Genomic DNA, 25975 nt, shown 5'->3' on the forward strand with positions numbered 1-25975 from the left:
GATGACGACGGAATCCCTGCTCGCCCGGTTCCTCACCGACCTGACACCCCTGCGCCCTCGCGCGGTCTGGGCGCACGGCTCACTGGCCGGCGGCGACTACCAGGAGGGCCGCAGCGACCTGGACCTCATCGCCGTACTGCCGGACGAGGTGAGCTTCACGACCGTACGGCGGGTCGTGGCGCTGCACCGGCGCCTGCGCGCGGAACCGCTCGCCGCGAAGCTCCACTGCAGCTATCTGACCCCGGCCACCCTGGACGATCCGGACCGGTCCCACCTCACCTGGGCGCACCGGCGGGTGATGCGCCGCCCGGTCACCCCCGTCACCCGGCGCGAGCTGCACGACTTCGGCCGGGTGCTGCACGGCGAGGCACCGGCCGCCCTGCTGCCGCCGGTGCCGGAGCGGCAGTTGCACACCTTCGTCGTCCGCGACCAGCGGGACTTCTGGCGGCCCCACGTCGAGAGGGCCCGGCTGTGGATGCAGGACGTCTGGGTCGATCTGGGCCTGGTGACCTTCGCCCGCGCCACCGTGACCCTGCGCGACGGGCGGCTGATCTCGAAGCGGGAGGCGCTCGCCGAACTCCCGTCGCTCGGCGCTCCGGCCGAGGTCGTCGAGGACATCGCCCGAAGGCGGTACGACGCGGCCGCGCCCACGGCGGACGACGCCTGGCTCACCCGCCGCGCCGCGCTGACCCGCGCCTACCTCGCCCCGGCGATCGACGCGCTGGTCGCCACGTACGGCTGACGTACGCGCGTGGCGTCGAGAACTTCGAAAGACGCACCACGCGCGTGTACTGCGAAAAACGCGCTACGCGCGCGTGCCCACCGTCACCTCGGCGGCCGGGCCGGGCAGGTCCACGGTGGCCTCCGGGCGCTCCCGCAGCGCCAGCAGGACGCGCAGGACGCCGATCCACACCAGGCAGGAGCCGAGCATGTGGAGGCCGACGAGCGCCTCGGGCAGATGGGTGAAGTACTGGACGTAGCCGATGACGCCCTGGCTCAGGAGGATCAGGAACAGGTCCCGGGTGCGGTGCAGCGGGCCCTTCGGCGCGTCGACCGCCTTGAGGACGAACCACAGGGCGAAGGTGAGCGTGACCACGATCCAGGCGAGCACGGCGTGCAGCTTGGCGACGGTCTCCCAGTCGATCGGGATGCGCTTGACGTCGCTGGAGTCGCCCGCGTGCGGGCCCGCGCCGGTCACCACCGTGCCGGCCGCGATCAGCAGCACCGAGGCGACCACGAGGAACCACACCAGCTGCTGCACGGCCTTGCCGACCAGCGGCCGGGGCGCCCCGTCGCCCTCACGGGTACGCTGCCACATCACCGCGGCGACCGTGATGAGGGCCGTCGCGAGCAGGAAGTGCGCCGCGACCGTGTACGGGTTGAGGCCGACGAGCACCACGATGCCGCCCAGCACCGCGTTGCCCATCACGAGCCAGAACTGCGCCCAGCCCAGCCGGGTCAGGCTGCGCCGGTACGGCTTCTCGGAGCGCGCGGCGATGATCGCCCAGCCGACCGCGGCGCACAGCACGTACGTCAGCATGCGATTGCCGAACTCGATGGCGCTGTGATAGCTCAGCGCGGTCGTCGGCGTCAGTGAGCCGTCGGTGCACTCGGGCCAGGTCGGGCAGCCGAGGCCCGAGCCGGTCAGGCGCACGGCGCCGCCGGTGACGACGATGACCACCGACATGACGAGCGCGGCGAGGGCCGCCCGCTGCACGGTCCGGGGTTCCGGCGTCCAGCGTGCGGCGATGAAGGCGAGCGGGTTGCGCAGGGCGGCTACGGCGTCGGCGCGGGTCAGCTTGGGCACGGGCACCATGGTAGGGCGCCGCTTGTGCACGCTTTCACGAGGGTCCACCGTGCCTCATTCCCAGCGGAAGAACTTCCCCGCCGCCGCGAGCCCGACGACCGCCCACACGGCGAGGATCCCGAGGTCGCCCCACGGCATGCCGGCCCCGTGCTGGAGCACGTCCCGCAGGCCGCCCGACAGCGCCGAGATCGGCAGCAGCCCGAGGACGTGCTGCCCGGCCGAGCCGAACTTGTCGAGCGGGACGATGACCCCGCCGCCGACGAGCAGTAGCAGGAAGACCAGGTTGGCCGCGGCCAGGGTGGCCTCCGCCTTCAGCGTGCCCGCCATCAGCAGGCCGAGCCCCGAGAAGGCGGCCGTGCCGAGGACGAGGAGGAGCAGGACGGCGGCGGGGTTGCCGTGCGGGTGCCAGCCCAGCGCGAACGCGATCACCGTCAGCAGGACGACCTGGAGGACCTCCGTGACCAGCACCGACGCCGTCTTGGCGGCCATCAGCCCCCAGCGGGGCAGCGGCGAGGAGGCGAGCCGCTTCAGCACGCCGTAGCGGCGCTCGAAGCCGGTCGCGATGGCCTGCCCGGTGAACGCGGTCGACATCACGGCGAGGGCCAGGATGCCGGGGGCGAGGAAGTCGACGGCCCTGCCCTTGCCGGTGTCGACGATGTCCACGGAGCTGAACAGGACCAGCAGCAGGGTCGGGATGACGACCGTCAGCAGCAGCTGCTCGCCGTTGCGCAGCAGCATCCTGGTCTCCAGCGCCGCCTGGGCCCCGATCATGCGGGGGAGCGGCGCCGCACCCGGCTCGGGGGTGTAGGTACCGGTACCGGTGGCGGTCGTCATGAGCGCAGCTCCTTGCCCGTGAGCTCCAGAAAGACGTCTTCGAGCGTGTGCCGCTCGACCGAGATCCGGTCCGGCATCACCCCGTGCTGGGCGCACCACGAGGCCACCGTGGCCAGCAGCTGCGGGTCGACCTTGCCGACGACTCGGTAGGCGCCCGGGGTCAGCTCGGCGGCCGTGCAGCCGTCGGGGAGGGCCTTGAGCAGGGAGCCGACGTCGAGGCCGGGGCGGCCGGTGAAGCGCAGGGTGTTCTCTGCGCCGCCCCTGCACAGCTCCTCGGGGGAGCCCTGGACGACGACCCTGCCGCCGTCGATGATCGCCACGTCGTCGGCGAGCTGCTCGGCCTCTTCCATGTAGTGCGTGGTGAGGATCACCGAGACGCCGTCGGCGCGCAGGTCCTTCACCAGGTCCCAGGTGGCCCGGCGGGCCTGCGGGTCGAGGCCGGCCGTGGGCTCGTCCAGGAAGACCAGTTCCGGGCGCCCGACGACGGCCATGGCCAGCGCGAGCCGCTGTTGCTGGCCGCCGGAGAGCCGGCGGTAGCTCGTCCGCCCGCAACCGCCCAGCCCCAGCCGCTCGATCAGCGCGTCCACGTCCAGCGGATGCGCGTGCAGCCGGGCGACGTGCCGCAGCATCTCGTCGGCCCGCGCGCCGGAGTAGACGCCGCCGGACTGGAGCATCACACCGATACGGGGACGCAGCTCGGCGGAGTGCCGCACCGGGTCGAGGCCCAGGACGCGCACCGTGCCGGAATCCGGCTTCCGGTACCCCTCGCAGGTCTCGACCGTGGTCGTCTTCCCCGCTCCGTTGGGACCGAGGACGGCGGTCACGCCCGCCCGGGCCACCAGGTCGAGGCCGTCCACCGCGGTCTTCGTGCCGTACCGCTTCACCAGGGCCTGGACCTGGACCACAGGGTCGCTTCGCATGGCTCCAGAGTCTAGGGAGAGCGCGGGGCGCCGCGGAGCCGGGGTGCTAGAACTCCTCCGCACGGGGCCGGTGCAGCGGCAGCCAGCGTTCGGCGTAGGCCACGGCGTCCGCCACGGGGAACAGCCGTACGTCGGCCGCGCCCGCCTTTCCCCGTACGACGTCCCGGTCCCGCTCGAAGTCGTGCCCCAGTTCGTCGAAGCGGTCCGAGGTGATCGAGACCTCGGTCACGGTCTCCCAGCCGCCGCCGGGGGCGGGCCGGCCGACCGCCACGCGGGGCGCGGGTACGCGGTACTCGGCGAGGTGGAAGCTCGTGCAGGCCGCGTATCCGGCGCCCAGCAGCAGGACCCGGGCACCCCGTTCCTCCAGGCGGGCCAGCGGGCTGTGCTCGCCGAGGCGGCAGTCGGGCGCGTGGCCGTCGGTGATCTCGCGCGCGTGCGGGCCGACGGCCGCGAAGGAGGTCTGCGGGTGTGCGCTGCGCAGCGCCCCGGGCCAGGTCCGCACGGTCTCCGGGATCACCCCGACCCCGCGCGTGGGCGTGATCAGCGGATCGTAGGCGGGCATGGTGACCCGGATCCGGTCCCACCACTGCGCGGGCACCGGCGGGTTCGACCACACCGCCGGGTCGGACAGATCGCCGGTCTGCGTCGGGACGACGAGCGTGCCGTCCGGGCCGAGGGCGTCGAGCAGACCCTGCACGACGGCGACCGCGCCTCCGTTGACCCAGCCGAGCGCGCTGAGCGAGGAGTGGACGAGGAGGATCTCGCCGGGCTCGACGCCGAGCAGTCGCAGCTGCGCGGCGAGGGTGTCGCGGGTGACGAGCGGGCCGGTCGGAGCGGGGGTCGGCATGGTCCGTGAGTCTTCCGGACGGACCCGCGCCGCGCCACCGAAATACCTGCTCAGCACCCTGGAGATGATCGATCAAAGATCGTTTGCGCAGGTCAGATTAGGTATGCCTAAGTGATGCAGGGCACCGTCCGATGATCCCGGCGGCGCTTGTCAGGTTCCGTGGAATTACGCAACAATGGCGTTGTGAAAAACGTCGACGAGGCTCGGGAGACCCCCCTGGGGGCCCCGCAGGAGGAACTCGCGACCGGTGAGCGCTCCACGCGCAACCGCGTCGCCCGCTCCATCCTGGACCACGGCCCGTCGACCGTCGCCGAGCTGGCCGGCCGGCTGGGGCTGACCCAGGCCGCCGTCCGGCGTCACCTGGACGCCCTCGTCGCCGACGACGTCGTGGAGGCGCGCGAGCAGCGGGTGTACGGCACGCGCACGCGTGGCCGCCCCGCCAAGGTCTTCGCGCTCACCGACTGCGGCCGCGACGCCTTCGACCAGTCGTACGACAAGCTGGCCGCCGACGCGCTGCGCTGGATCGCCGAGCAGGGCGGTGGCCCCGAGGCCGTCGCCGCGTTCGCCCGCGCGCGGATCACCGCCCAGGCGAGCGCCTACCGCAGGGCGATCGAGGCGGTCACGCCCGACAAGCGCGCCGAAGCGCTGGCCAAGGCCCTGAGCGTGGACGGGTACGCTGCAACGGCGCGCACCGCACCGGTCGGCGAGCAGCTGTGCCAGCACCACTGCCCGGTCGCCCACGTCGCGGAGCAGTTCCCCCAGCTGTGCGAGGCGGAGACGGAGATCTTCGCCGAACTGCTGGGGACCCACGTCCAACGACTGGCGACCATCGCGCACGGCGACGGCGTCTGCACGACGTTCATTCCCAAGATTTCCACTGACGCACCTGCAAGCACGGCCGGGAGGAACCCCGCATGACTCTCCCCACGGAGACTGCCCACCCTGAGCTCGAGGGCCTGGGCACGTACGAATACGGCTGGGCCGACTCCGACGTGGCCGGTGCGTCCGCGCGCCGTGGCCTGAACGAGGACGTCGTCCGGGACATCTCCGGCAAGAAGTCCGAGCCGGAGTGGATGACCAAGCTCCGCCTCAAGGGCCTGAAGCTGTTCGAGAAGAAGCCGATGCCGAACTGGGGCTCGGACCTCTCGGGCATCGACTTCGACAACATCAAGTACTTCGTGCGCTCCACGGAGAAGCAGGCGGAGTCCTGGGAGGACCTGCCCGAGGACATCAAGAACACCTACGACAAGCTGGGCATCCCGGAGGCCGAGAAGCAGCGCCTCGTCGCCGGTGTCGCCGCCCAGTACGAGTCGGAGGTCGTCTACCACCAGATCCGCGAGGACCTGGAGGAGCAGGGCGTCATCTTCCTCGACACCGACACCGCGCTGAAGGAGCACCCGGAGCTCTTCAAGGAGTACTTCGGCACGGTCATCCCCGCCGGTGACAACAAGTTCGCCTCGCTGAACACCGCCGTGTGGTCGGGCGGCTCCTTCATCTACGTCCCGCCGGGCGTCCACGTCGAGATCCCGCTCCAGGCCTACTTCCGCATCAACACGGAGAACATGGGCCAGTTCGAGCGGACCCTGATCATCGTCGACGAGGGTGCCTACGTGCACTACGTCGAGGGCTGCACCGCCCCGATCTACAAGTCGGACTCGCTGCACTCCGCGGTCGTCGAGATCATCGTCAAGAAGAACGCCCGCTGCCGCTACACGACCATCCAGAACTGGTCGAACAACGTCTACAACCTGGTCACCAAGCGCGCCGTGGCCTACGAGGGCGCGACCATGGAGTGGATCGACGGCAACATCGGCTCCAAGGTGACGATGAAGTACCCCGCCGTCTACCTGATGGGCGAGCACGCCAAGGGCGAGACCCTCTCCATCGCCTTCGCCGGCGAGGGCCAGCACCAGGACGCCGGCTCCAAGATGGTCCACATGGCGCCGAACACCTCCTCCAACATCGTCTCGAAGTCCGTGGCGCGTGGCGGTGGCCGCACGTCGTACCGCGGTCTCGTCGAGATCGGCGAGGGCGCCGCCGGCTCCAAGTCCAACGTGCTGTGCGACGCGCTGCTCGTCGACACCATCTCCCGCTCGGACACGTACCCCTACGTGGACGTCCGCGAGGACGACGTGTCGATGGGCCACGAGGCGACCGTCTCCAAGGTCTCCGAGGACCAGCTCTTCTACCTGATGAGCCGCGGTCTGACCGAGTTCGAGGCGATGGCGATGATCGTGCGCGGCTTCGTCGAGCCGATCGCCAAGGAGCTGCCCATGGAGTACGCCCTCGAGCTCAACCGGCTGATCGAGCTCCAGATGGAAGGCGCGGTCGGCTGAGCGCCAACCGCCCACCCCATCAAGCCACTTACGCAAGAAAGCGAGCAGACCGCAGCCATGGCTGAGGCTCAGAACATCCCGGTCGGGTCCACCACCGCCGGCCAGATCGCGGTGGCCGCCGAGTCGACCGTCGCCACGCGCATGAGCGCGCCCCCGTCCTTCGACGTGGCGGACTTCCCGGTTCCGCACGGCCGCGAGGAGGAGTGGCGGTTCACCCCGCTGGAGCGGCTGCGCGGGCTCCACGACGGCACCGCCGTCGCCACCGGCGCGGGCGTGAAGGTCGTCGTGGAGGCCCCCGAGGGCGTCACCGTCGAGACCGTCGACCGTGACGACGCCCGGATCGGCACGGCGGGCACCCCGGTGGACCGCATCGCCGCCCAGGCGTACTCGGCGTTCGAGAAGGCCGGCGTGGTCACCGTCCCCAAGGAGACGGTGCTCACCGAGCCGATCCGCATCGCCGTGCACGGCGAGGGCGGGGTCGCCTACGCCCACCAGGTCGTCGAGCTGAAAGCCTTCGCCGAGGCCGTCGTCGTCATCGACCACACCGGTGACGCGGTGCTCGCCGCCAACGTCGACTACATCCTCGGCGACGGCGCCAAGCTGACCGTCGTCTCGGTGCAGGACTGGGACGACAAGGCCGTGCACGTGGCCCAGCACAACGCCCTCGTCGGGCGTGACGCGAGCTTCAAGTCGGTCGTCGTCACCTTCGGCGGCGACGTCGTCCGCCTGCACCCGCGCGTCGCGTACGCCGGCACCGGCGGCGAGGCCGAACTGCTCGGGCTGTACTTCACGGACGCCGGCCAGCACCAGGAGCACCGCCTCCTGGTCGACCACAACGTCCCGCACTGCAAGTCCAACGTCGTCTACAAGGGCGCGCTGCAGGGCGAGCAGGCGCACGCGGTCTGGATCGGCGACGTCCTCATCGAGGCCGCGGCCGAGGGCACGGACACCTACGAGATGAACCGCAACCTCGTCCTCACGGACGGCGCGCGCGTCGACTCGGTGCCGAACCTGGAGATCGAGACCGGCGAGATCGTCGGCGCCGGCCACGCCTCCGCCACCGGCCGCTTCGACGACGAGCAGCTCTTCTACCTGATGGCCCGCGGCATCCCGGAGCACGAGGCCCGCCGCCTCGTGGTCCGCGGCTTCTTCGCCGAGCTGGTCCAGCAGATCGGTGTCGCCGACATCGAGGAGCGCCTGCTCGCCAAGATCGAGGAGGAGCTGGAGGCGTCGGTCGCATGACAGCTTCGTCCGCGTTCGTCCGCGCCTGCGCGCTCAGCGAGCTGGAGACGGACACCCCGAAGCGGGTGGAACTCGACGGCACGCCGGTCTCGGTCGTCAAGACCGAGGGCGAGGTCTTCGCGATCTACGACATCTGCTCGCACGCGAACGTCTCCCTCTCCGAGGGAGAGGTGGAGGACTGCCAGATCGAGTGCTGGCTGCACGGCTCCTCCTTCGACCTCCGCACCGGCAAGCCGTCCGGGCTCCCCGCGACGCGCCCCGTCCCCGTATACCCCGTAAAGATCGAAGGGGACGACGTTCTCGTCTCCCTCACCCAGGAGTCCTGAGGCACCCATGGCAACGCTTGAAATCCGAGACCTGCACGTCACCGTCGAGGCCGACAACGCCACGAAGGAGATCCTCAAGGGCGTCGACCTCACCGTGAAGCAGGGCGAGACGCACGCCATCATGGGCCCCAACGGCTCCGGCAAGTCGACCCTCGCCTACTCCCTCGCGGGTCACCCGAAGTACACGATCACCAGTGGCACCGTGCTGCTCGACGGCGAGGACGTCCTGGAGATGTCCGTCGACGAGCGCGCCCGCGCGGGCCTGTTCCTGGCGATGCAGTACCCGGTCGAGGTCCCCGGCGTCTCGGTCTCCAACTTCCTGCGCACCTCCGCCACCGCCGTCCGCGGCGAGGCCCCCAAGCTGCGCACCTGGGTGAAGGAGGTCAAGGAGGCCATGGAGCGTCTCCAGATGGACCCCGCCTTCGCCGAGCGCAACGTCAACGAGGGCTTCTCCGGCGGTGAGAAGAAGCGCCACGAGATCCTCCAGCTCGAACTGCTCAAGCCGAAGGTCGCGATCCTCGACGAGACCGACTCCGGTCTCGACGTCGACGCGCTCCGCATCGTCTCCGAGGGCGTCAACCGCGTCCGCGAGACCGGCGAGGTCGGCACCCTGCTGATCACGCACTACACGCGCATCCTGCGCTACATCAAGCCCGACTTCGTCCACGTCTTCTCCGGCGGCCGCATCGTCGAGTCCGGCGGTGCCGAGCTCGCCGACAAGCTGGAGGACGAGGGCTACGAGGCGTACACGAAGGGTGGCGTATCCGCGTGACACAGCTGCCGGGCCTCCTCGACGTCGAGGCGATCCGCAAGGACTTCCCCGTCCTGGACCGTCAGGTCCACGACGGCAAGAAGCTCGTGTACCTGGACAACGCGGCGACCTCGCAGAAGCCGCGCCAGGTACTGGACGCCCTGAGCGAGTACTACGAGCGCTACAACGCCAACGTCCACCGCGGTGTGCATGTGCTCGCCGAGGAGGCCACGGCGCTGTACGAGGGCGCGCGCGACAAGGTCGCCGAGTTCGTCAACGCGCCCAGCCGTGACGAGGTGATCTTCACCAAGAACGCCTCCGAGTCGCTGAACCTCGTGGCGAACATGCTGGGCTGGGCCGACGAGCCCTACCGCGTGGACCACGAGACCGAGATCGTCATCACGGAGATGGAGCACCACTCCAACATCGTGCCGTGGCAGCTGCTCGCGCAGCGCACGGGTGCGAAGCTGAAGTGGTTCGGCCTGACGGACGACGGCCGTCTCGACCTCTCGAACATCGACGAGGTCATCACCGAGAAGACGAAGATCGTCTCCTTCGTGCTGGTGTCGAACATCCTGGGCACGGTCAACCCGGTCGAGGCGATAGTGCGCCGCGCCCAGGAGGTCGGCGCGCTGGTCTGCATCGACGCCTCCCAGGCCGCCCCGCACATGCCGCTGGACGTACAGGCCCTCCAGGCCGACTTCGTGGCCTTCACCGGCCACAAGATGTGCGCCCCGACCGGCATCGGCGTCCTCTGGGGCCGCCAGGAGCTGCTGGAGGACCTGCCTCCGTTCCTGGGCGGCGGCGAGATGATCGAGACGGTGTCGATGCACTCCTCGACCTACGCTCCCGCGCCCCACAAGTTCGAGGCGGGCACGCCCCCGATCGCCCAGGCGGTCGGCCTCGGTGCCGCGATCGACTACCTGAACTCCATCGGCATGGACAAGATCCTCGCCCACGAGCACGCGCTCACCGAGTACGCGGTGCGCCGGCTGGCCGAGGTCCCCGACCTGCGTATCATCGGCCCCACCACGGCCGAGGACCGGGGCGCGGCGATCTCCTTCACGCTCGGCGACATCCACCCGCACGACGTGGGCCAGGTCCTCGACGAGCAGGGCATCGCGGTCCGCGTCGGCCACCACTGCGCGCGCCCCGTCTGCCTGCGCTACGGAATTCCTGCGACCACGCGAGCGTCGTTCTATCTGTACTCCACGCCGGCCGAGATCGACGCACTGGTCGACGGCTTGGAGCACGTACGGAACTTCTTCGGCTGAGAGGCGTGAGCTGAAACCGTGAAGCTGGATTCGATGTACCAGGAAGTCATCCTGGACCACTACAAGAACCCGCACGGGCGTGGTCTCCGGGATGGCGACGCCGAGGTGCACCACGTGAACCCGACGTGCGGCGACGAGATCACCCTTCGCGTGAAGTACGACGGCACGACGGTCAAGGACGTGTCGTACGAGGGCCAGGGCTGCTCCATCAGCCAGGCGAGCGCGTCGGTCCTCAACGAACTCCTCGTCGGCAGGGAACTGGCCGAGGCGCAGAAGATCCAGGAGACCTTCCTGGAGCTGATGCAGTCCAAGGGCAGGCTCGAACCCGACGACGCCATGGAGGAGGTCCTGGAGGACGCGGTCGCGTTCGCGGGCGTCTCCAAGTACCCCGCGCGGGTCAAGTGCGCCCTCCTGAGCTGGATGGCGTGGAAGGACGCGACGGCCCAGGCGCTGGGTGGCGCCGAAGCCGAAAGGAAGACGGCATGAGCGAGACCGCTGAGATGAAGCCGGCCTCGGAGGAAGAACTCCGCGAGGCGCTGTACGACGTCGTCGACCCCGAGCTGGGCATCGATGTCGTCAACCTCGGCCTGATCTACGGCATCCACATCGACGACGCGAACATCGCGACGATCGACATGACCCTGACCTCGGCGGCCTGCCCGCTGACCGACGTCATCGAGGACCAGGCCAAGTCCGCCACGGACGGTCTCGTCAACGAGCTGCGCATCAACTGGGTCTGGATGCCGCCGTGGGGCCCCGACAAGATCACCGACGACGGCCGCGAGCAGCTGCGGGCGCTGGGGTTCAACGTCTGACGTCACCGCGTGCGTGAAGCGGCGGCACCCGATGCGGGTGCCGCCGCTCTTTCGTGCGGTCAGGCCGGTGCGTCCACGAGCCGGAACGCCGAGTCGGCCCGGTACGGATCGGTGTCCTGGTACGGGTCCAGCTTCAGCCGGAAGTTCTGGTGGCGCAGGAAGCGGCCGGGGTAGTTGACCGACTCCAGCATGGTCGCGCCGCCGACGGACGAGGGGCGGGGGCAGAAGGTGGCGTCCTGGCGGAACAGGTCGGTGCCGTCGTCGTGTTCGGCACGCAGCAGGAAGTCCCGGTGACGGAGGTAGCCGCCGTCGGCCGTGGCGAAGGAGTAACAGCCGCTGTTCGCCAGGCCCTTGACGACCGTGAAGGTCGCGGCGCGGCGGTCGGCGGTGGAGGTGATCGGGTCGAGCCGCACGTAGTCGCCGCTGATGTGCCAGTATCGGTCCGGGTAGTTGACGGAGCGGACGGAGGCCCCCCTCGCGGCCGGCTTCGGCGGGCGTTGTGAACTCCCCTGTGAACTCCCCGGACGGGGCGGGGACTTGACGGGGGAGACCGGTGGTCCGGCCGAGGGGGAGGCGGCCGACTGCGGCGCCGTCGAGGGTGCGGTCCTCGTGCCCTTCGGCGCCGCTGCCGTGCGCGTCGACGGGGAGGCGAAGGAGAGCAGGCCGGGGCCGTGGTCCGTCGGCGGGGCGGGCGGAGCCGCGGCGGCTGCCGGGCCGGGGCCCGTGCCGTCCACGGCCAACGCCGTCACGCAGGCGACGACCGTCGCGAGTGCCAGCGCACCGGCCAGCCAGAGTCTTCGGGTGCCGGGGGTCCGGGAGGCGTCGGCGCTCCAGCCGCTCTCCCAGGGGCGGGGGGTGTGGTCGGGCATGAGCCCGCACATTAGCGGCCCCCGGACCCGCAGTGAGCGGTTTCCGTGAAAGTGAAACTTTCTCGTTGTGTACAGCCGTACGCATACGTTGTGTACGCTCGTACACATGGGATATCTCTTGCTCGCCGGCGCCATAGCCGCCGAGGTCGCCGCGACGACGGCGATGAAGTACAGCGCGGGGTTCAGCCGGCTGGGGCCCTCGCTCGTGACGACGCTGGGCTACGTCGTCTCCTTCGCGCTGCTCGCCCAGACACTGAAGACGGTGCAGATCGGCACCGCGTACGCGATCTGGTCCGGGGTGGGCACCGCGACCATCGCCGTCCTCGGGCTGCTGCTGTTCGGGGAGGGGCTGAGCGCCACCAAGGTCGCCGGGATCCTGCTGATCATCGGGGGCGTGGTCGTGCTGAACCTCGGCGGGGCGAGCCACTGATGGCCCGGCGCTACGACCCCGAGCGGCGCCAGCGGATCATCGACGCCGCGATCCGCGTGGTCGGCCGGGACGGCCTCGCCGGGCTGAGCCACCGCAGCGTCGCCGCCGAGGCGGACGTGCCGCTCGGCTCCACGACGTACCACTTCGCCACCCTCGAAGAGCTGATGGTGGCCGCACTGCGGCAGGCCAACGAGGGCTTCGGCCGCAGGCTCGCCGAGCGGCTGCCGGAAGGCGGCCAGGGGGATCTCGCCGCCGAACTGGCCGCCGAACTCGGTGCGTGGCTGGGCGGCGAGCGCAGCGGCGTGGAGCTGGAGTACGAGCTGTACCTGGCCGCGCTGCGCAGGCCCGCGCTGCGTCCCGTCGCCGCCGAGTGGACCGAGGACGCGGCCGCCCTGCTCGCCCGGCGCACCGACCCGGTCACCGCCCGCGCGCTGCTCGCGCTCATGGACGGCATCTGCCTCCAGGTGCTGCTGACCGGCGGTTCGTACGACGAGGAGTACGCGCGCACCGCCCTCGCCCGTCTGATCCCCTGAAGCCGCGCCCGGCACGTGAGACGGCCCGGTGCCGGTTCGCCTCCGCGAGGCCGCTCACGTTAGGTTTTGCTCCATGACCGACACCGCTTCCCGCACCACCGGCGCCGTCGCCGCCGGTCTCGCCACGATCGCCTCCGACGGCACCGTCCTCGACACCTGGTTCCCGGCCCCCGAACTGGTCGAGCAGCCCGGCCCGGCCGGCACCGAGCGGCTGACCGCCGAGCGGGCCGCCGAGCTGCTGGGCGACGGCGCGACCAAGGCGGCCGGCCCGGACGCCCGCCGGGGCGTCGAGGTGGTCGCGGTCCGCACGGTCATCGCCTCGCTGGACGAGAAGCCGATCGACGCGCACGACGCCTACCTGCGTCTGCACCTGCTCTCGCACCGCCTGGTCAAGCCGCACGGCCAGAGCCTGGACGGCATCTTCGGCCACCTCGCCAACGTCGCCTGGACCTCGCTCGGCCCGGTCGCCGTGGACGACATCGAGACGGTGCGCCTGAACGCCCGCGCCGAGGGCCTGCACCTCCAGGTCACCTCGATCGACAAGTTCCCGCGCATGACCGACTACGTCGCCCCGAAGGGTGTGCGCATCGCCGACGCCGACCGGGTCCGCCTCGGCGCGCACCTGGCCGAGGGCACCACGGTCATGCACGAGGGCTTCGTCAACTTCAACGCCGGCACGCTCGGCACCTCGATGGTCGAGGGCCGCATCTCCGCCGGTGTCGTGGTCGGCAACGGCTCGGACATCGGCGGCGGCGCCTCCACCATGGGCACCCTGTCCGGCGGCGGCAACGTGATCATTTCCATCGGCGAGCGCTGCCTCATCGGCGCCGAGGCGGGCGTCGGCATCGCGCTCGGCGACGAGTGCGTGGTCGAGGCGGGCCTCTACGTCACCGCCGGCACCCGCGTCACCATGCCCGACGGCCAGATCATCAAGGCCCGCGAGCTGAACGGCGCCTCCAACATCCTCTTCCGCCGCAACTCCGTCACCGGCGTCGTCGAGGCCCGCCCGAACAACGCGGTCTGGGGCGGGCTGAACGACATCCTGCACAGCCACAACTGACGCATGGCGGCCGTGACTTGCGGCCGCCGCCTCATGGACCAACGCTCTGACCCGCTGCTGAGCTGTCGGTACTTGTCGACGTTGGTCATCGCTGAGCGCCCTTCCACGGCCCGAGGACGGCCCGGGAGGGCGCTCGTGCATGAGCACCGCATGAGGAGTTCGATCGAGGCCCGCCCCCGGTGCCGTCGTCGGCTGATCCGACGGTCGCCCAGGGGCGCCGCCGTGTGCTGCCGTCCGGCCTCGTTGATGTCAGCCGTGGATGTCAGAAGCCGCTCTGTGAGCAGCGGCTGACACACGCTCTAGTGCCCGCAGAACTTCTCCGCCGCGGCCGCGCCGTCCCTGAACCCTCTCCGGAAGTTCTCGTTGACCGTGACGCCCTGCAGCTGCCGCACGTCGCAGTCGCTCTTCATGGCCGCGTAACCCGCCTTGTAGCCTGCCGCGTACTGCTCCTGGGCGCTCTGGCGTCCCCCTTGCTCGGCCGTGCCGCACCTGACCTCGGGGCCGCCGACCTGCCGGGCAGTGATGGTGCCGCGGGCATGACTGATCGTCGCGGAGAAGTTTCCGCCGGCGTCCGTCCGTTCGGTGCCCTGGGCCCCGTGCGCGGACTCGATGAATACGGCCTTGTCCGGCTCGAAGCCCTCGCCGACGACCGCCAGGTTCGCTCGACCGTCGGCCCGCGAGACACCGCAGGTGGGCGACGCCGCCGCGGCCGGCGAGGCGGCGAGCTCCACGGCCCCCGCTGTCAACGACGACACCACCAGGGGGACCAGCACCGCCAGGCGTACGCATCGACCGTTCATGGGAAGGCTCCTACGTGGCTCGCCCCCCTTCGGCCCCTGCCCTCCAGCGTCTCTCCGACGGTGAGGGGTGTCAAAACGGGGACAAATCCTAGCGGTTGATCGGGATCTCGTACACGATCTCGCAGTGCGCGGCGGGCACGACGATGTCCGCTGTCTCCACGGGCCGCCCCTGGTCGCTGTAGTACGTCCGCCGGATGTGCGTGACGAGCGCGGCCCTTCTGGCCATGCGGTTCACCAGGCCCGCCCCGGCGCGCGGCCCGCCCTCGGCGATGCCGAGCCGCGCCGCGATGTCCGCCGGCGCCGGAACCCTTGGCATCGGTCCGGCTCTCCCCATCACCTTGCCTGCCCACGGCCTTCATATCGGCGCGGAACGGCGATCCGCTGGGCTGCTCCCGGGCCGACGACCGCACGACCCGGACCCGCTGCCGGGGCTCGGCGACGTACGTGCCCGATCCGGCACGGCCCTCCAGCACCCCCTGGGAGATCAACAGCTCCTGCGCCCGGCGGAGCGCTAGCTCTACTGAAAGTGATCGCCGGTTGACGGAGGCTGCCCTGTGCCCGCTTCGGGAGTTGGCGCGGCGGCCATCGCTGCCCGGCTGTCCGCCGTCGGGGGACCAGCCATCAGCGATAGGAGGCACGGACGCATCGACGGTCATCCTGGCCCGGACTTCCGGCACCATGAATCACCGACGCCCGCTTGTGTGCGGGGGTCCGCCGATGCCTCGGCCGTCCCCCACAGGTCGACTGCCTGCCGTATGGGCACACACCATGCCTGCACTACGGCAGCCGTCCTACTCCTCCGGGTCCCACGCGCGGAGCAGGTCGAACAGACTTACGTCTCCCTCGATCTGCAGGGAGTCCGCCGGGATCCGGTCGTACACGAAGAGAACCAGCTCACTGGCCGTGCCGCGAACGGAGACGCCAGCCGCGTTCGGGCCCTCGTCGGCAGCGGCGACAGGCGTCGTGCCGGGCGCGGAGATACGGGTGGAGCGTGCGCCGTCGCCGTCGACCGTGAGGCGCCAGGAGTGGCCCTCGGTGGCGTGGAAGTCGAAGGCGGTGGGCCTGTGCGGCCAGGCACTCGTCGTTGCGACGCAGGTGGACAGGAACTCCTCGACACCGTCGAGTGCCACCTCGTCCGGCAGCGGCTCCGGGCCACCCACAGCGACCTGGGCGTCGTAGGTGTGCACCGCCATCTGCTGGAGCTGGTGCCGGGCGACGGCGCCACAGGTCTGCGGTGACTGGGACGCACCCCACCACGTCCAGCAACCGCGATCCGGGCCGGCCTCCCGCAGTGCGTCCAGCAACTCCTGCGTCGACGCGGCCAACCAGGCCGGCACGGCCTCGCGCTCCCGAGGCGTAGCCGGGGCGCCCTCCGCTGCGGACTTGGCCGGGGCAGGCCCTGCGGCGACGGTGGCGGCCCAGGCGCGGCGCCCCTCCCCGATGTGCTGTGCCAGATCGAACAGCGTCCACTCCGGGCAGGTCGGCACCTGTACGTCGAGGCTGGGCGCGGAGGCGACCGCGGCGCGGAAGGCGCTCGACCGTTCGTCGATCAGTCGCAACAGAACGGGGAACGCAAGTGTCGTTGTCACATGGACTCCCTATCACCGTGTTCCGACAATCGGGCAGTGATTTTCGCGGCCGAGGCGGCGAGCGCGCGGCACGGGCCGGGCGCCCACAGGCGACGCCGTGTCCACAGTCCGAAACGATCAGTGGGTCACGCAACGCCGCACCGGCAAGGCCTCATCGGCCGCTCTCGCCGTGCCCAATTCGAGGTTTCCGATTGACTCGCGGGTCCGGCTCGGACAGGAACCGCAACTGACGCCCGCAGTACGCCCGGAAGCGCCCTTCACCGCCTGGTGAGGGGCCCTTGCGTCATGCGCCGACGCCTGCCGCGAACTCCCGCAGGACCGTGAAGTCGCCCTCCCGCAGGCCGACCCGTGGATCGACGTGGTGCAGCAGGGCCGGAGCGGGGTGACGGGCTCTGACGTACCGCGTGTCCGCCGGGCTCTGCTCGTCGTCCACCCAGGCGAACGGCCGGCCCGCGGCGTACGCCACGATCGCCTCCGTCTTCCAGTGGACGCCGTCCGGGCGCTCGGCGAACAGGCCCCGGCCGAAGTCGACGTACGGCAGGTCGGCGGGCAGGCCGACGACCGGTGCGATCCACACACCGGCCTCCGCCATCCAGCTCGTCGCCCAGACCAGTTCGTAGCCGAGCCGGAGCAGCGCCGGGCCGTGGGCCGGGTTCAGCCAGACCCGCAGGGGCCGTCGGTAGGCGAGGGGGACCCGGATCGTCGTGTAGCCCGCGGGCCGGCGTTCCGGTTTCGCCGCGTACGGGTTCAGTGGGCCGTCGATGTCCAGGAACAGCAGGGGGCGGGTCACGGGGCCACCGTACGGCAGGCGGCGACCGGGACCTGTCGACCGGCCGCGTGAGCGCCGGTCAGGCAGCCGTCAACTCCTCGTACAGGGCCAGCAGTCGGTCGGCCGTCTCGCGGCCGGCCGGCAGCAGTGGGGCGCGCACCGGGCCCGCGGGCAGGCCGAGCCGGGAGAGGAGGGCCTTGGCGGTGACCGTGCCCGGCAGGCCCGCGCCCATCATCGCCTCGATCAACGCCGTGGCGCGCAGCTGGAGTTCGCGCGCCCGGGCGGTGTCGCCCGCGTCGAAGGCGTCGAGGATCGCCGCGATGTGGCCCGGAACGGCGTTGCCGACCGTGCTCACACAGCCCGCCGCGCCGATCGCGTACAGCGCCAGCACATGCTCGTCGCAGCCCGCGTAGTACGCCAACTCCGTGCGGGCCAGCACCTTCTGGGTGCCGAGGAAGTCGTAGGAGCAGTCCTTGACCGCCACGATCCGCGGATGTGCGGCCAGCCGGATCATCGTGTCCGGCTCGATCCGGGTGCCGGTGCGGCCCGGGATGTCGTAGAGCATCACGGGCAGCCCGCTCGCGTCGGCGACCTGGCGGAAGTGTGCCTCGACCGCCTCCTGCGGGGGCCGGCTGTAGTACGGCGTCACCACCAGCACCCCGTCGGCGCCCGCCTTCTGCGCCCCGAGCGCCAGCTCGACGGTGTGCCGGGTGTCGGCGCTGCCCACGCCCGCGACCAGGGCCACCCGGTCGCCGACCGCGTCCCGGACGGCCGCGACCAGCTCCGCCTTCTCCGTGTCCGAGGTGGTGGGCGACTCGCCCGTGGTGCCGTTCAGCACCAGGCCGTCGCAGCCCTCGGCCACCAGGCGCGCGGCCAGTCTCCGGGCCCCGTCCAGATCGAGGGCGCCCGCCTCGGTGAACGGCGTGATCATCGCGCAGAGGGTGCGGCCGAAGGGCCGGGCGGTGTCGCGTGTACTCGTCATGAGGGTAGTCTCGGCAGCGTGACGGCGTAGCTCTACTTAATTCTTCTAAGTGGTATTTCTAAGCATCTCTGATGAGTGGGTGTGCGGCCGACGGCGCTGTGTCCAACACGGGCCCTCATGGGTCACTATGGCCGAAGGGGCAAGTGACGTCCGTCAGTCCGTCATGGGAGGCACCATGAAGCTCGGCAAGGCACTGGCCACCGGGGTCGCCGAGGAGCGACCGCGCGTCCACGAAGAAGAGATCCCGCTCCCCGAGGACACCGACACCGACACCGCCACCGTCCACGTCGAACCGGCCGAGCCGGCCCGCGAAGAGGTCCCGGCCGCCCGATGAGACTGCGGCTCCCGGCGGAACGCCCGACGGAGCCGCCGACCGGATACAAGATCGCCCACCCGGTGCTGTCCCAGGACGGCACCCGGGCCGGGTTCACCGGAGTGTCGCTCGGCGGCGCGCTGCCGTACGGCGTGCTCGACGACGCCTCCTGTGTCTACGGCCGACGGCACCGCCCGCCCGCGCGGCTGTGCGACTGCGGCTTCCACTGCGTCCACGACCAGGCGGCTGCCGAGGCCATGCTGTGCACCGCCGAGCACCGCACCGCGCTCCTGCTGGAGATCACCGTGCTCGGCGCCTACATCCGCTTCGAGCGCGGATTCCGCTACGCCCGCCAGCGGGTGCGGACGGCCACCGCCGGCCCGTGCGCCTGCGGGGCCGGCGCCGTCGCGCTCGCCGACGCCGGCTGGGGCCGCCCCGGCTGGCTCGCCCTCGTTCCCGTCTGCGCCGGGTGCGTGCGCGGGCGTACGTCCGTCTCGCTCGCCGGGTTCGCGCGGCTGGCCGGGGACGGGCTGAAGGTCGTGGCGCGCGGCGGAGTCGGCACGGCGCTCCCGGCGCTCGACCCGGCGTCCGGCGCGGAGCTCGGCGTGCCCGAACTCGTCGCCGAGGCCGCCCTGCTGCAGGCGCGCCTCGACTGGTTCCAGACCCAGCTCGCCCGCCTCGGCGAGCAGGGGGGAACCCCCTAGCCCCTGTCACCCGTCACGCGCCGTCCCTCTCACCGAAAACTCGATCCGTCTGGACAAAAAAAGTTTTCGGTGCGAGGGTGGGCGCATGCTGGACGTGACCGTGATCGAGGACCCCGAGGCAGCCGCCGTGTCGCTGGACCCCGTACGGGCCCGGCTGCTCGCCGAGCTGGCCGCCGAGCCCGCGTCGGCCGCGATGCTGGCCGGCAAGGTCGGACTGCCCCGGCAGAAGGTGAACTACCACCTCAAGGCGCTGGAGCGGCACGGCCTGGTCGAACTGGCCGGGGAGCGCCGCAAGGGCAACGTCACCGAGCGGCTGATGCGCGCGACCGCCGCGTCGTACGTCATCTCGCCGGCCGCCCTGCCCGCCGTGCAGCCGGACCCGGAGCGCTTCCGTGACCAGCTGTCCGCGCGCTGGCTGCTCGCGCTCGGCGCCCGTCTGGTACGGGACGTCGGCGCGCTGATCACCGGCGCCGCCAAGGCCCGGCGGCAGCTGGCGACCTACGCCCTGGACGGCCAGGTCCGCTTCGCCTCCGCCGCCGACCGCGCGGCCTTCGTGCAGGAGTTGACGGCGGGCGTGAGCGCCCTGGTCCGCAAGTACGACGCCCCGGGCGCCGAGGGCGGCCGGGACCACCGGATCGTCGTCGCCCTCCACCCCACGCTCAGAGAACCGACACGTAAAGAACCCCCGCTCGAAGACCCCACGCCCAAGGACCCCGCGGTCGCGGACCCCGCAGCCGGCCCAGCCGTCGGCCCCGCCGCAGAGGACCAGCCCACCCCCGCACCGGATCAGTAAGCAGGAGCCCCCGCCATGTCCCAGGAATCACCCAAGGAATTCGAGATCGTCCGCGAGTTCGAGGTCGACGTCCCGCCCGAGCAGGTGTGGGACGCGGTCGTCAACGCGTCCGGCGCCTACCTCTGGCCGATGGACCCGCCCGAGCCCCGCGTCGGCGGCTCGGGACCCTTCGGCTCCACCGTCACCGCCTGGGATCCGCCCCACCGCTACACCAACCGCAGCGAGAACACGGGCATGCCCACCCAGTCGGCCAACCAGCTCGACTACACCATCGAGTCCCGCGACGAGGGCCGCCGCGCCTGGGTGCGCTACGTGCACAGCGGCGTCTTCACCGACGACTGGAACAACCAGTACGACGGCGCGAGCAAGCACACCAACTTCTATCTGCACACCCTGTGCGAGTACCTCACCCACTTCGCGCCCCGCCCGGTCACCTTCGCCCAGGCCGACGGGCCCGCGGCCTCGGCGACCCAGCAGGCGCTCGCCGCCGTCGCCCACGCCCTCGGCCTGCCGGACGACGCGGCCGCGGGGACGAAGACCGGCGTCCGCGGGCCCGGCGGACGGCCCCTGGACGCCGTCGTCGACTACCGCAACCCGTACTTCCTCGGGCTGCGCACCGAGGGCGCGCTCATCCGGTTCTTCGGGCGCGGCCACTGGGGCGCCCCGCTCGGCATCAGCGTCCACGACTTCGCGCCGGACGCCGATGCCGAGGCGACCGGGACCGCCTGGCAGGCCTGGCTGAACGGGGTGTTCGACCAGGCCTGACACCGGGCGACGCCTAGGGGCGCAGGCGCAGCACCTGCGGGTCGTGGTCGCTGATCTGGTCGTTGAACTCCGAGTTGATGTGCACGCTGTCGTACGCGAAGTCGCCGTCGCGCCGGATCCGCGGGCTGATCAGGATCTGGTCCAGGACCTGCTCGTTGCCCTGGTAGTCGTAGGTGTAACGCTCGCTCTTCGGCAGGGACTTGATCGCCGACCACAGCGCGCCGTCGCCTTCGAGGATCTTGGCGGTGCCGGAGAACTCGAAGTCGTTCATGTCGCCGAGCGCGATGACGTCCGCGTTCTTCTGGACCTTCAGGATGTCCTTGACGAACGCGTTCACCGCCGTCGCCTGCGCGTGGCGCTGGATCTCGGAGCTGCGCGTCACCGGCTGGTACTGCGCGGTCAGCGGCTGGTCGCCGCCCTTGGAGATCAGGTGGTTGGCGATCACGAAGACGGTCTTGCCGTGGAAGACGAACTGGCCGGCCAGCGGCTTGCGGCTGTCCTTCCAGGCCGCGTTCGCCGGGTCGACCCGGCCCGGCGAGGCCGTCAGCTCCGCCTTGCCGTTCACCTTGGTGACGCCGACCGGAGTGGTGGAGTCGCCGCCGGCGCGGTCCACGAAGGACACCCGGGCGGGGTTGAACAGGAACACCTGGCGGATGTTGCCGCCCGGCTCGCCGCCGTCCTGGTCGTTGACCGGGTTGATGGACCGCCAGTCGTACTTCGGGCCGCCCGCCGCGACGATCGCGTCGATCAGCTTGTTCACGGTGACGCTCGCGTCGACGGTGCCGTCGTCCGTGGCGCCGTTGTCGTCCTGGATCTCCTCCAGGGACACGATGTCCGGCGACTGCAGATTGTGCACGATCGCGGCGGCGTGCTGGTCGAACGTGTGGTCCGACGGATCGAGGTTCTCGACGTTGTACGTCGCCACCGCCAGCTCGCGGCCCGACTGCTTGCGCGTGGTCTCGCGCTCCAGGCCCGCGCTCTTCAGCGTGCCGAGCTTGCTCGCGACCAGCGTGTAGCCGCCGTACTGGTTGAAGTCGAGCGGGCCGGTGGTGGTGCCGGTGAGCGTGTCGCCGACGTTCGCCTTCGGGAAGTCGGCGGTCGCGCCCAGCGACTGTATCTGGAGCCGGCCGGTGTTCTGCGAGTCGTAGGAGCCGTAGACCGTGCCGCCGCGGCGGGTGCGGTGCTCGTACGGCTTCACCGTGACCCACAGCTCGCTGTACGGGTCGGTCGCGGTGACCACGCGCGTGTCGGCGACCTGGACGTTCATGCCCTCCAGGGACTCGTAGTAGTCCAGGGCGTACGTCGACGGCCGCAGCGTCAGGCCGTTGACCGAGCCGTTCGCGGCCGTGTCACCCGCCGGGGTGTACCGGCTCGGGACCGACTTCGCGTCGATCACGACCGGCGCCGGGACCGGGTTGCCGGTGGAGACCGTGGTGACCGTCGGCTTGGTGATCTCCGTCAGGGACTGGTTGCCGGACGAGGCGCCGCCCGGGACGTACTCGGAGACCGTGCCGGTCACCGTCACCGAGTCGCCGACCGCGACCTTCGGCGTGGAGCCGGTGAAGACGAACACGCCCTCGCTGGTGCGCGGGTCGTCGTCCGGGGTCGGATCCTGCATCCAGAAACCTCTGGAGGAGCCGTACGTGCGCGTGGCCGTGACGATGCCGGGCACGTCCGTCACCTTCTGGCCGGCGAGCGGCGAGATCCGGGTCGTGCCCTGGATGTCGTGGATGCGCACGGAGTCGGCGTGCGCGGGAGAGGTGAGCACCACGGCGGACGCGGCGGAACAGACGGCGGCGACGGTGAGCGCGGCAAGACGCGCGGAAGACCTGCTCGGCAAGGGATCCCTCCGGGGATGTGACGAAGCGCCGGGACGAGGTGGGGCACGGGGGCGGATCGGGAGCGTGGGGGGCTGGTCGCCCTCCGTGACACGCGTAGAGCCGAGTGAACAGTTGTCCCCCGAACTTCTACGCGCGTCAATCTCCAACTCGTGCAAGGGAGTTGTCAAGGTTTCAGCCATGTACGGCGGCCGACGGAGAGATGAACCGGGCGGCATGGGTGGAAATCCGTCTAGGCTGAGCGGTCGAGCCCGTTCACGGTCCGAGGAGAACCAGCCGATGTCAGACAGCTCCCCCCTGCCGCCCGTACGGCTGCGTCCCGAAGCGGAGCTGGCGCGTGCCGCGCTGTCCACGCCGTTGCTCTCCCGCGCCGCCCGCCTCGCCCGCTGGGCCGGACCCGACACCCGTGTGGACGCCGGCGGCGGCCTGGCCGAGGAGCAGCTTCCGGCCGCCGCCGAACTGCTCGGACTGACCGGGGACGACGCCGCCGGCCACGCCGGGGAGGCCTGGCGGGTCGCGGTGGACGCCGGGCTGGTCGAGATCGTGGACGAGGAGGAGGGGACGGTCCGGGCGGGGGACGAGCTGGCGCTGCTCACCGGCGGTTCCCCGCACGACGTGCTCACGGTGTGGCTGGCCGCCGTCGAGACCGTCCTCGCCGACGCCGCCGTGCCCGACCTGGACGATCTGGTCGGCGCGCTGGACGAGGGCGGCGGGGTCGATTTCTCGTCACTCGACTGGGACCCCGAGGCCGAGTCGGAGTTCCTCGACGGCGTCCTCGGCAACCTCTACCTGCTGACCGTGAGTGAGGACGGCCCCGGCGACGGCCCCGTCCCGCTGCCCGCCCTCGCCGCCTCGATGATCGTCCCCGACGACATGGGTGAGCCCACCAACGACGTCCTGGAGCAGGTCTCCGACGCGATGATGCGGCTGGACGACCAGTTCCGGGTGCTGGAGCCGGTCGGGCTCGTGGAGTACCAGCCCGTCGACGAGGCCCTCATGGCCGACACCGACGAGGAACCGGCGGAGCCTGTCGACGACACCGACGTCTCCCGCTACGGCATGGTCCGGCTCACCCCGCTCGGCGCCTACGGGCTGCGGGCGCGGCTGCTGGACGCCGGCTTCGAGGCGCCGGCCGTCGGGGAGCTGGCCGACAAGGGCGCGGACGCGCTGCTCGACGGCACGTCCGGATTCGGGCCGTCGGCGGCCCAGGCCGAGACCGAGCTGTGGCTGACTCGGCGTCAAGCACTGGACGCAGCACGGGAGTTGCTCGCGGCCGCGCGCGGCGGTGACGAGGGCGCGCCGCTGCGCCGGCTGCGCTGCCAGCAGGCTCTGTCGCTGATCGGCGGGGACGCCGAACCGGCGCTGCGCGAGGTGCTGGACGATCCGGAGCTGGGCGGCCTCGCCCGGGTGTGGCTGACGGAGCAGGGCGCCGCCGGGGTGCCGGCGCCGTCCGAGGACATGGTCTTCTGGCTGACCATCGACACGGTCGCCGCGCAGCTGGCCGCGGAGGGCAACTCCGAGGAGCTGCAGGTCCTGGTCGAGGGGCTGGCCGCACAGCACAGCGGGTTCTTCGCGGCCGCGTGGCGGGTGGAGCATCCGGCCACCGCCGACGTGCTGGAGGCGATGGGCCGGCTGCACCCGGACAAGAAGGTGGCGAAAGAGGCCCGGAAGGCGGCGTTCAAGGCACGCTCCCAGCAAGGGAGTTGAGAGCGGCCGAAGAACCCCTTGGGTTCGGCATGGGGTAGTGCATACGGATTCTTGAACAAAGGGCTCTGAAGTCGCCCGGCGTTCAACCGGTGTTCAGAAGCGGGCACGAGCGTGTGCGCCGGACCGAGGACGCCACCCTCCACGGCACTCCCACCGTCTCAGGAGACACCATGTCGCTCACCCGCAGGGACTTCACCAGAACATCCGCGATCACCGGCGCCGGAGTGGTGCTGGCAGGCAGCGTCGGTGCCCTCGCCAGTGCCCCCGGCGCCCTCGCCGCCACGGACGACGCCGGGACCGCGGCCGGTACCGGAGCCGCGGACGGTACGGCGGCGCGCGGCCGGCACGGCGTCGGCTACGGCCCCCTGATCGCCGACCCGGCCGGTCTCCTCGCCCTGCCCGAGGGCTTCACGTATCGCGTCATCACCTACAGCGGCCGCACCACGCTGGAGTCCGGCGAGTTCACCCCGTCCAACCACGACGGCACCGCCACCTTCGAGGGCCCGCGCGGTGCCACCCTGCTCGTCAACAACCACGAGCTGGCCGGCCCCCGCGCCGCGTGGCCGCACCCGGTGCCGCTCACCGAGGGCCTCGTCTACGACCCGGCGGCGGCCGGTGGCTGCACGGTGGTCGAGGTCCGCCGCGACCAGGTGGCCGAGTGGGTGGGCATCGCGGGCACCGCCACCAACTGCGCGGGCGGCAGCACCCCGTGGGGCACCTGGCTGACCTGTGAGGAGACCGAGGACAAGGCCGGCCACAACGGCATGACCAAGGACCACGGCTACGTCTTCGAGGTCGACCCCGCCGACCGCCGGGCCAACCGCGACCCGAAGCCGGTCAAGGCGCTCGGCCGCTACGCCCACGAGGCCGTCGTCACCGACCCCGGGCGCGGCCACCTCTACCTCACCGAGGACGCCTCCGGACCCAACGGCCTGCTGTACCGCTGGACCCCGCCGGAGGGCTTCCGCCACGGCCGCGGCAAGCTGCGCACCCTCGCGGACGACGCGGGCGTGCTCCAGGCCTTCAAGTGCTTCGACTCCGGCGGGAAGTTCGTCGACGACCTCTCCCGCGCCACGAGGATCGGCACGGTCTACGGCGTCGACTGGGTGGACGTCCCCGACCGCGACGCCAAGGCCGTCTCCGTCCGCAAGCAGTTCACCACCGGCCAGGTCACCCGCGCCCGCAAGCTGGAGGGTATGTGGTGGGCCGACGGCGGCGCGTACGTCGTCTCCTCCTACGCCCGCGAGGAGAGCCCGGTCCCGCACGACGGCCAGGTCTGGTTCTACGACCCGAAGCGCCGCACCCTCACGCTGAAGGTGCTGCTCGGAGTCAACCCGGACCCCGCACAGGACGGCGCCTTCGACGGCCCCGACAACATCACCGTCTCCCCCTACGGCGGCCTCGTCATCGCCGAGGACGGCGAGGGCGTCCAGCACCTGTTCGGCGCCACCGAGAGCGGTCGCACGTACCCGATCGCCCGCAACGAACTCAACATCGGCACCGCGGCGCAGCCGGAATACAGCGAGTTCACCGGTGTCACCTTCTCGCCCGACGGCAGGACCCTGTACGCCAACATCCAGACCCCGGGCATCATGCTGGCCATCACCGGGCCGTGGAAGCGGCAGAAGCGGTAACCCGTTCCTCCGCTCGCGCCGCGGCCGTCCTGCCGGG

General features: G+C 71.2%; 28 protein-coding genes and 1 pseudogene. 18 read left to right on the forward strand and 11 right to left on the reverse strand.

Features of this window, described 5'->3' with window-relative positions; translation table 11 throughout:
- Nucleotide 1: 1 nt before the first annotated feature.
- Entirely contained in the window at nt 2-742 is a 741-nt protein-coding gene (locus BIV25_RS04830) for a nucleotidyltransferase domain-containing protein (protein WP_071370869.1), read from the forward strand.
- 63 nt (nt 743-805) lie between these two features.
- Here BIV25_RS04830 and BIV25_RS04835 read toward each other — a convergent pair whose 3' ends face one another.
- From BIV25_RS04835 to BIV25_RS04850, 4 genes are read right to left on the reverse strand one after another with little or no spacing between them, the layout of a single operon-like run.
- Nucleotides 806-1816: a heme A synthase gene (locus BIV25_RS04835; RefSeq protein ID WP_071370870.1), complete on the reverse strand. Its 1011-nt coding sequence runs from the start codon at nt 1814-1816 to the stop codon at nt 806-808.
- A gap of 45 nt (nt 1817-1861) precedes the next feature.
- Entirely contained in the window at nt 1862-2641 is a 780-nt protein-coding gene (locus tag BIV25_RS04840) for an ABC transporter permease (protein ID WP_071370871.1), read from the reverse strand.
- The gene (locus tag BIV25_RS04845) at nt 2638-3561 is read right to left on the reverse strand and encodes an ABC transporter ATP-binding protein (protein ID WP_071370872.1); all 924 of its coding nucleotides are present in this window, start codon (nt 3559-3561) and stop codon (nt 2638-2640) included. Before BIV25_RS04845 ends, BIV25_RS04840 begins: the two co-directional genes overlap by 4 nt.
- Before the next feature lie 46 nt (nt 3562-3607).
- Complete coding sequence (locus BIV25_RS04850) at nt 3608-4408, reverse strand: aminoglycoside N(3)-acetyltransferase (protein WP_071370873.1); 801 nt, start codon at nt 4406-4408, stop codon at nt 3608-3610.
- Nucleotides 4409-4591: 183 nt separating this feature from the next.
- Between BIV25_RS04850 and BIV25_RS04855 the strand changes: the two genes are divergently transcribed.
- The 8 genes from BIV25_RS04855 to BIV25_RS04890 are packed head-to-tail and all read left to right on the forward strand — an operon-like array spanning nt 4592 to nt 11152.
- Nucleotides 4592-5326, forward strand: a complete 735-nt coding sequence (locus BIV25_RS04855; protein WP_071370874.1) for a metalloregulator ArsR/SmtB family transcription factor — start codon at nt 4592-4594, stop codon at nt 5324-5326.
- Complete coding sequence (sufB, locus tag BIV25_RS04860; RefSeq protein ID WP_071370875.1) at nt 5323-6744, forward strand: Fe-S cluster assembly protein SufB; 1422 nt, start codon at nt 5323-5325, stop codon at nt 6742-6744. The genes BIV25_RS04855 and sufB overlap by 4 nt, the downstream gene beginning before the upstream one ends.
- A gap of 57 nt (nt 6745-6801) precedes the next feature.
- On the forward strand, nt 6802-7986 hold the full coding sequence (sufD, locus tag BIV25_RS04865) for a Fe-S cluster assembly protein SufD (protein ID WP_071370876.1): 1185 nt from the start codon (nt 6802-6804) through the stop codon (nt 7984-7986).
- Nucleotides 7983-8312, forward strand: a complete 330-nt coding sequence (locus BIV25_RS04870) for a non-heme iron oxygenase ferredoxin subunit (RefSeq protein ID WP_071370877.1) — start codon at nt 7983-7985, stop codon at nt 8310-8312. Before sufD ends, BIV25_RS04870 begins: the two co-directional genes overlap by 4 nt.
- Before the next feature lie 7 nt (nt 8313-8319).
- Nucleotides 8320-9084: a Fe-S cluster assembly ATPase SufC gene (gene sufC / locus BIV25_RS04875; RefSeq protein ID WP_071370878.1), complete on the forward strand. Its 765-nt coding sequence runs from the start codon at nt 8320-8322 to the stop codon at nt 9082-9084.
- Nucleotides 9081-10337, forward strand: a complete 1257-nt coding sequence (locus tag BIV25_RS04880) for a cysteine desulfurase (protein WP_071370879.1) — start codon at nt 9081-9083, stop codon at nt 10335-10337. The genes sufC and BIV25_RS04880 overlap by 4 nt, the downstream gene beginning before the upstream one ends.
- Nucleotides 10338-10355: 18 nt before the next feature.
- Nucleotides 10356-10823 carry a Fe-S cluster assembly sulfur transfer protein SufU gene (gene sufU, locus BIV25_RS04885; RefSeq protein WP_071370880.1) on the forward strand — a complete coding sequence of 156 codons (468 nt, stop codon included), beginning with the start codon at nt 10356-10358 and terminating at the stop codon, nt 10821-10823.
- Entirely contained in the window at nt 10820-11152 is a 333-nt protein-coding gene (locus BIV25_RS04890; RefSeq protein ID WP_031166063.1) for a metal-sulfur cluster assembly factor, read from the forward strand. The genes sufU and BIV25_RS04890 overlap by 4 nt, the downstream gene beginning before the upstream one ends.
- A 59-nt stretch (nt 11153-11211) precedes the next feature.
- Here BIV25_RS04890 and BIV25_RS04895 read toward each other — a convergent pair whose 3' ends face one another.
- A complete protein-coding gene (locus tag BIV25_RS04895) occupies nt 11212-12021 on the reverse strand; it encodes an AbfB domain-containing protein (RefSeq protein ID WP_071370989.1) in 810 nt (269 codons plus the stop codon).
- A gap of 106 nt (nt 12022-12127) precedes the next feature.
- Between BIV25_RS04895 and BIV25_RS04900 the strand changes: the two genes are divergently transcribed.
- The 3 genes from BIV25_RS04900 (at nt 12128) to dapD (ending at nt 14044) form a co-directional block, all read left to right on the forward strand.
- Nucleotides 12128-12451 carry a multidrug efflux SMR transporter gene (locus BIV25_RS04900; protein WP_071370881.1) on the forward strand — a complete coding sequence of 108 codons (324 nt, stop codon included), beginning with the start codon at nt 12128-12130 and terminating at the stop codon, nt 12449-12451.
- Nucleotides 12451-12984, forward strand: coding sequence for a TetR/AcrR family transcriptional regulator (locus tag BIV25_RS04905; protein ID WP_071370882.1), 534 nt, complete (start codon nt 12451-12453; stop codon nt 12982-12984). The genes BIV25_RS04900 and BIV25_RS04905 overlap by 1 nt, the downstream gene beginning before the upstream one ends.
- A gap of 73 nt (nt 12985-13057) precedes the next feature.
- Nucleotides 13058-14044 carry a 2,3,4,5-tetrahydropyridine-2,6-dicarboxylate N-succinyltransferase gene (gene dapD, locus BIV25_RS04910; RefSeq protein WP_071370883.1) on the forward strand — a complete coding sequence of 329 codons (987 nt, stop codon included), beginning with the start codon at nt 13058-13060 and terminating at the stop codon, nt 14042-14044.
- Nucleotides 14045-14343: 299 nt separating this feature from the next.
- Here dapD and BIV25_RS04915 read toward each other — a convergent pair whose 3' ends face one another.
- The 5 genes and pseudogenes from BIV25_RS04915 to dapA form a co-directional block, all read right to left on the reverse strand.
- Nucleotides 14344-14844, reverse strand: coding sequence for a hypothetical protein (locus tag BIV25_RS04915; protein WP_071370884.1), 501 nt, complete (start codon nt 14842-14844; stop codon nt 14344-14346).
- 88 nt (nt 14845-14932) lie between these two features.
- Nucleotides 14933-15462, reverse strand: a pseudogene (locus tag BIV25_RS46405) (hypothetical protein).
- A 173-nt stretch (nt 15463-15635) separates the two neighbouring features.
- Entirely contained in the window at nt 15636-16433 is a 798-nt protein-coding gene (locus tag BIV25_RS04925; RefSeq protein WP_071370886.1) for a maleylpyruvate isomerase family mycothiol-dependent enzyme, read from the reverse strand.
- Nucleotides 16434-16716: 283 nt separating this feature from the next.
- On the reverse strand, nt 16717-17223 hold the full coding sequence (locus tag BIV25_RS04930) for an HAD domain-containing protein (protein ID WP_079176422.1): 507 nt from the start codon (nt 17221-17223) through the stop codon (nt 16717-16719).
- A gap of 58 nt (nt 17224-17281) precedes the next feature.
- On the reverse strand, nt 17282-18184 hold the full coding sequence (gene dapA, locus BIV25_RS04935) for a 4-hydroxy-tetrahydrodipicolinate synthase (protein ID WP_071370888.1): 903 nt from the start codon (nt 18182-18184) through the stop codon (nt 17282-17284).
- A gap of 175 nt (nt 18185-18359) precedes the next feature.
- Here dapA and BIV25_RS50780 point away from each other — a divergent pair, with 175 nt between their 5' ends.
- The 4 genes from BIV25_RS50780 (at nt 18360) to BIV25_RS04950 (ending at nt 20759) form a co-directional block, all read left to right on the forward strand.
- On the forward strand, nt 18360-18518 hold the full coding sequence (locus BIV25_RS50780) for a hypothetical protein (protein ID WP_177235156.1): 159 nt from the start codon (nt 18360-18362) through the stop codon (nt 18516-18518).
- Nucleotides 18515-19201 carry a hypothetical protein gene (locus BIV25_RS04940; RefSeq protein ID WP_071370889.1) on the forward strand — a complete coding sequence of 229 codons (687 nt, stop codon included), beginning with the start codon at nt 18515-18517 and terminating at the stop codon, nt 19199-19201. The genes BIV25_RS50780 and BIV25_RS04940 overlap by 4 nt, the downstream gene beginning before the upstream one ends.
- An 85-nt stretch (nt 19202-19286) precedes the next feature.
- Nucleotides 19287-19994: a helix-turn-helix domain-containing protein gene (locus tag BIV25_RS04945; RefSeq protein ID WP_079176423.1), complete on the forward strand. Its 708-nt coding sequence runs from the start codon at nt 19287-19289 to the stop codon at nt 19992-19994.
- 15 nt (nt 19995-20009) lie between these two features.
- Complete coding sequence (locus BIV25_RS04950; RefSeq protein ID WP_071370890.1) at nt 20010-20759, forward strand: SRPBCC domain-containing protein; 750 nt, start codon at nt 20010-20012, stop codon at nt 20757-20759.
- A 13-nt stretch (nt 20760-20772) separates the two neighbouring features.
- On the opposite strand, the gene BIV25_RS04955 is transcribed toward BIV25_RS04950, so the two are convergent.
- Nucleotides 20773-22599 (reverse strand): endonuclease/exonuclease/phosphatase family protein, encoded by a 1827-nt coding sequence (locus BIV25_RS04955; protein WP_071370891.1) that lies wholly within the window; start codon nt 22597-22599, stop codon nt 20773-20775.
- A gap of 277 nt (nt 22600-22876) precedes the next feature.
- Between BIV25_RS04955 and BIV25_RS04960 the strand changes: the two genes are divergently transcribed.
- Together BIV25_RS04960 and BIV25_RS04965 are read left to right on the forward strand one after the other, a co-directional pair.
- The gene (locus tag BIV25_RS04960; protein ID WP_071370892.1) at nt 22877-24304 is read left to right on the forward strand and encodes a hypothetical protein; all 1428 of its coding nucleotides are present in this window, start codon (nt 22877-22879) and stop codon (nt 24302-24304) included.
- A gap of 170 nt (nt 24305-24474) precedes the next feature.
- The gene (locus BIV25_RS04965) at nt 24475-25938 is read left to right on the forward strand and encodes an alkaline phosphatase PhoX (RefSeq protein WP_071370893.1); all 1464 of its coding nucleotides are present in this window, start codon (nt 24475-24477) and stop codon (nt 25936-25938) included.
- The last annotated feature ends 37 nt before the right edge of the window (nt 25939-25975 follow it).

Origin of the sequence: Streptomyces sp. MUSC 14 (genome assembly GCF_001866675.1) — a bacterium.
Lineage (GTDB): Bacteria > Actinomycetota > Actinomycetes > Streptomycetales > Streptomycetaceae > Streptomyces.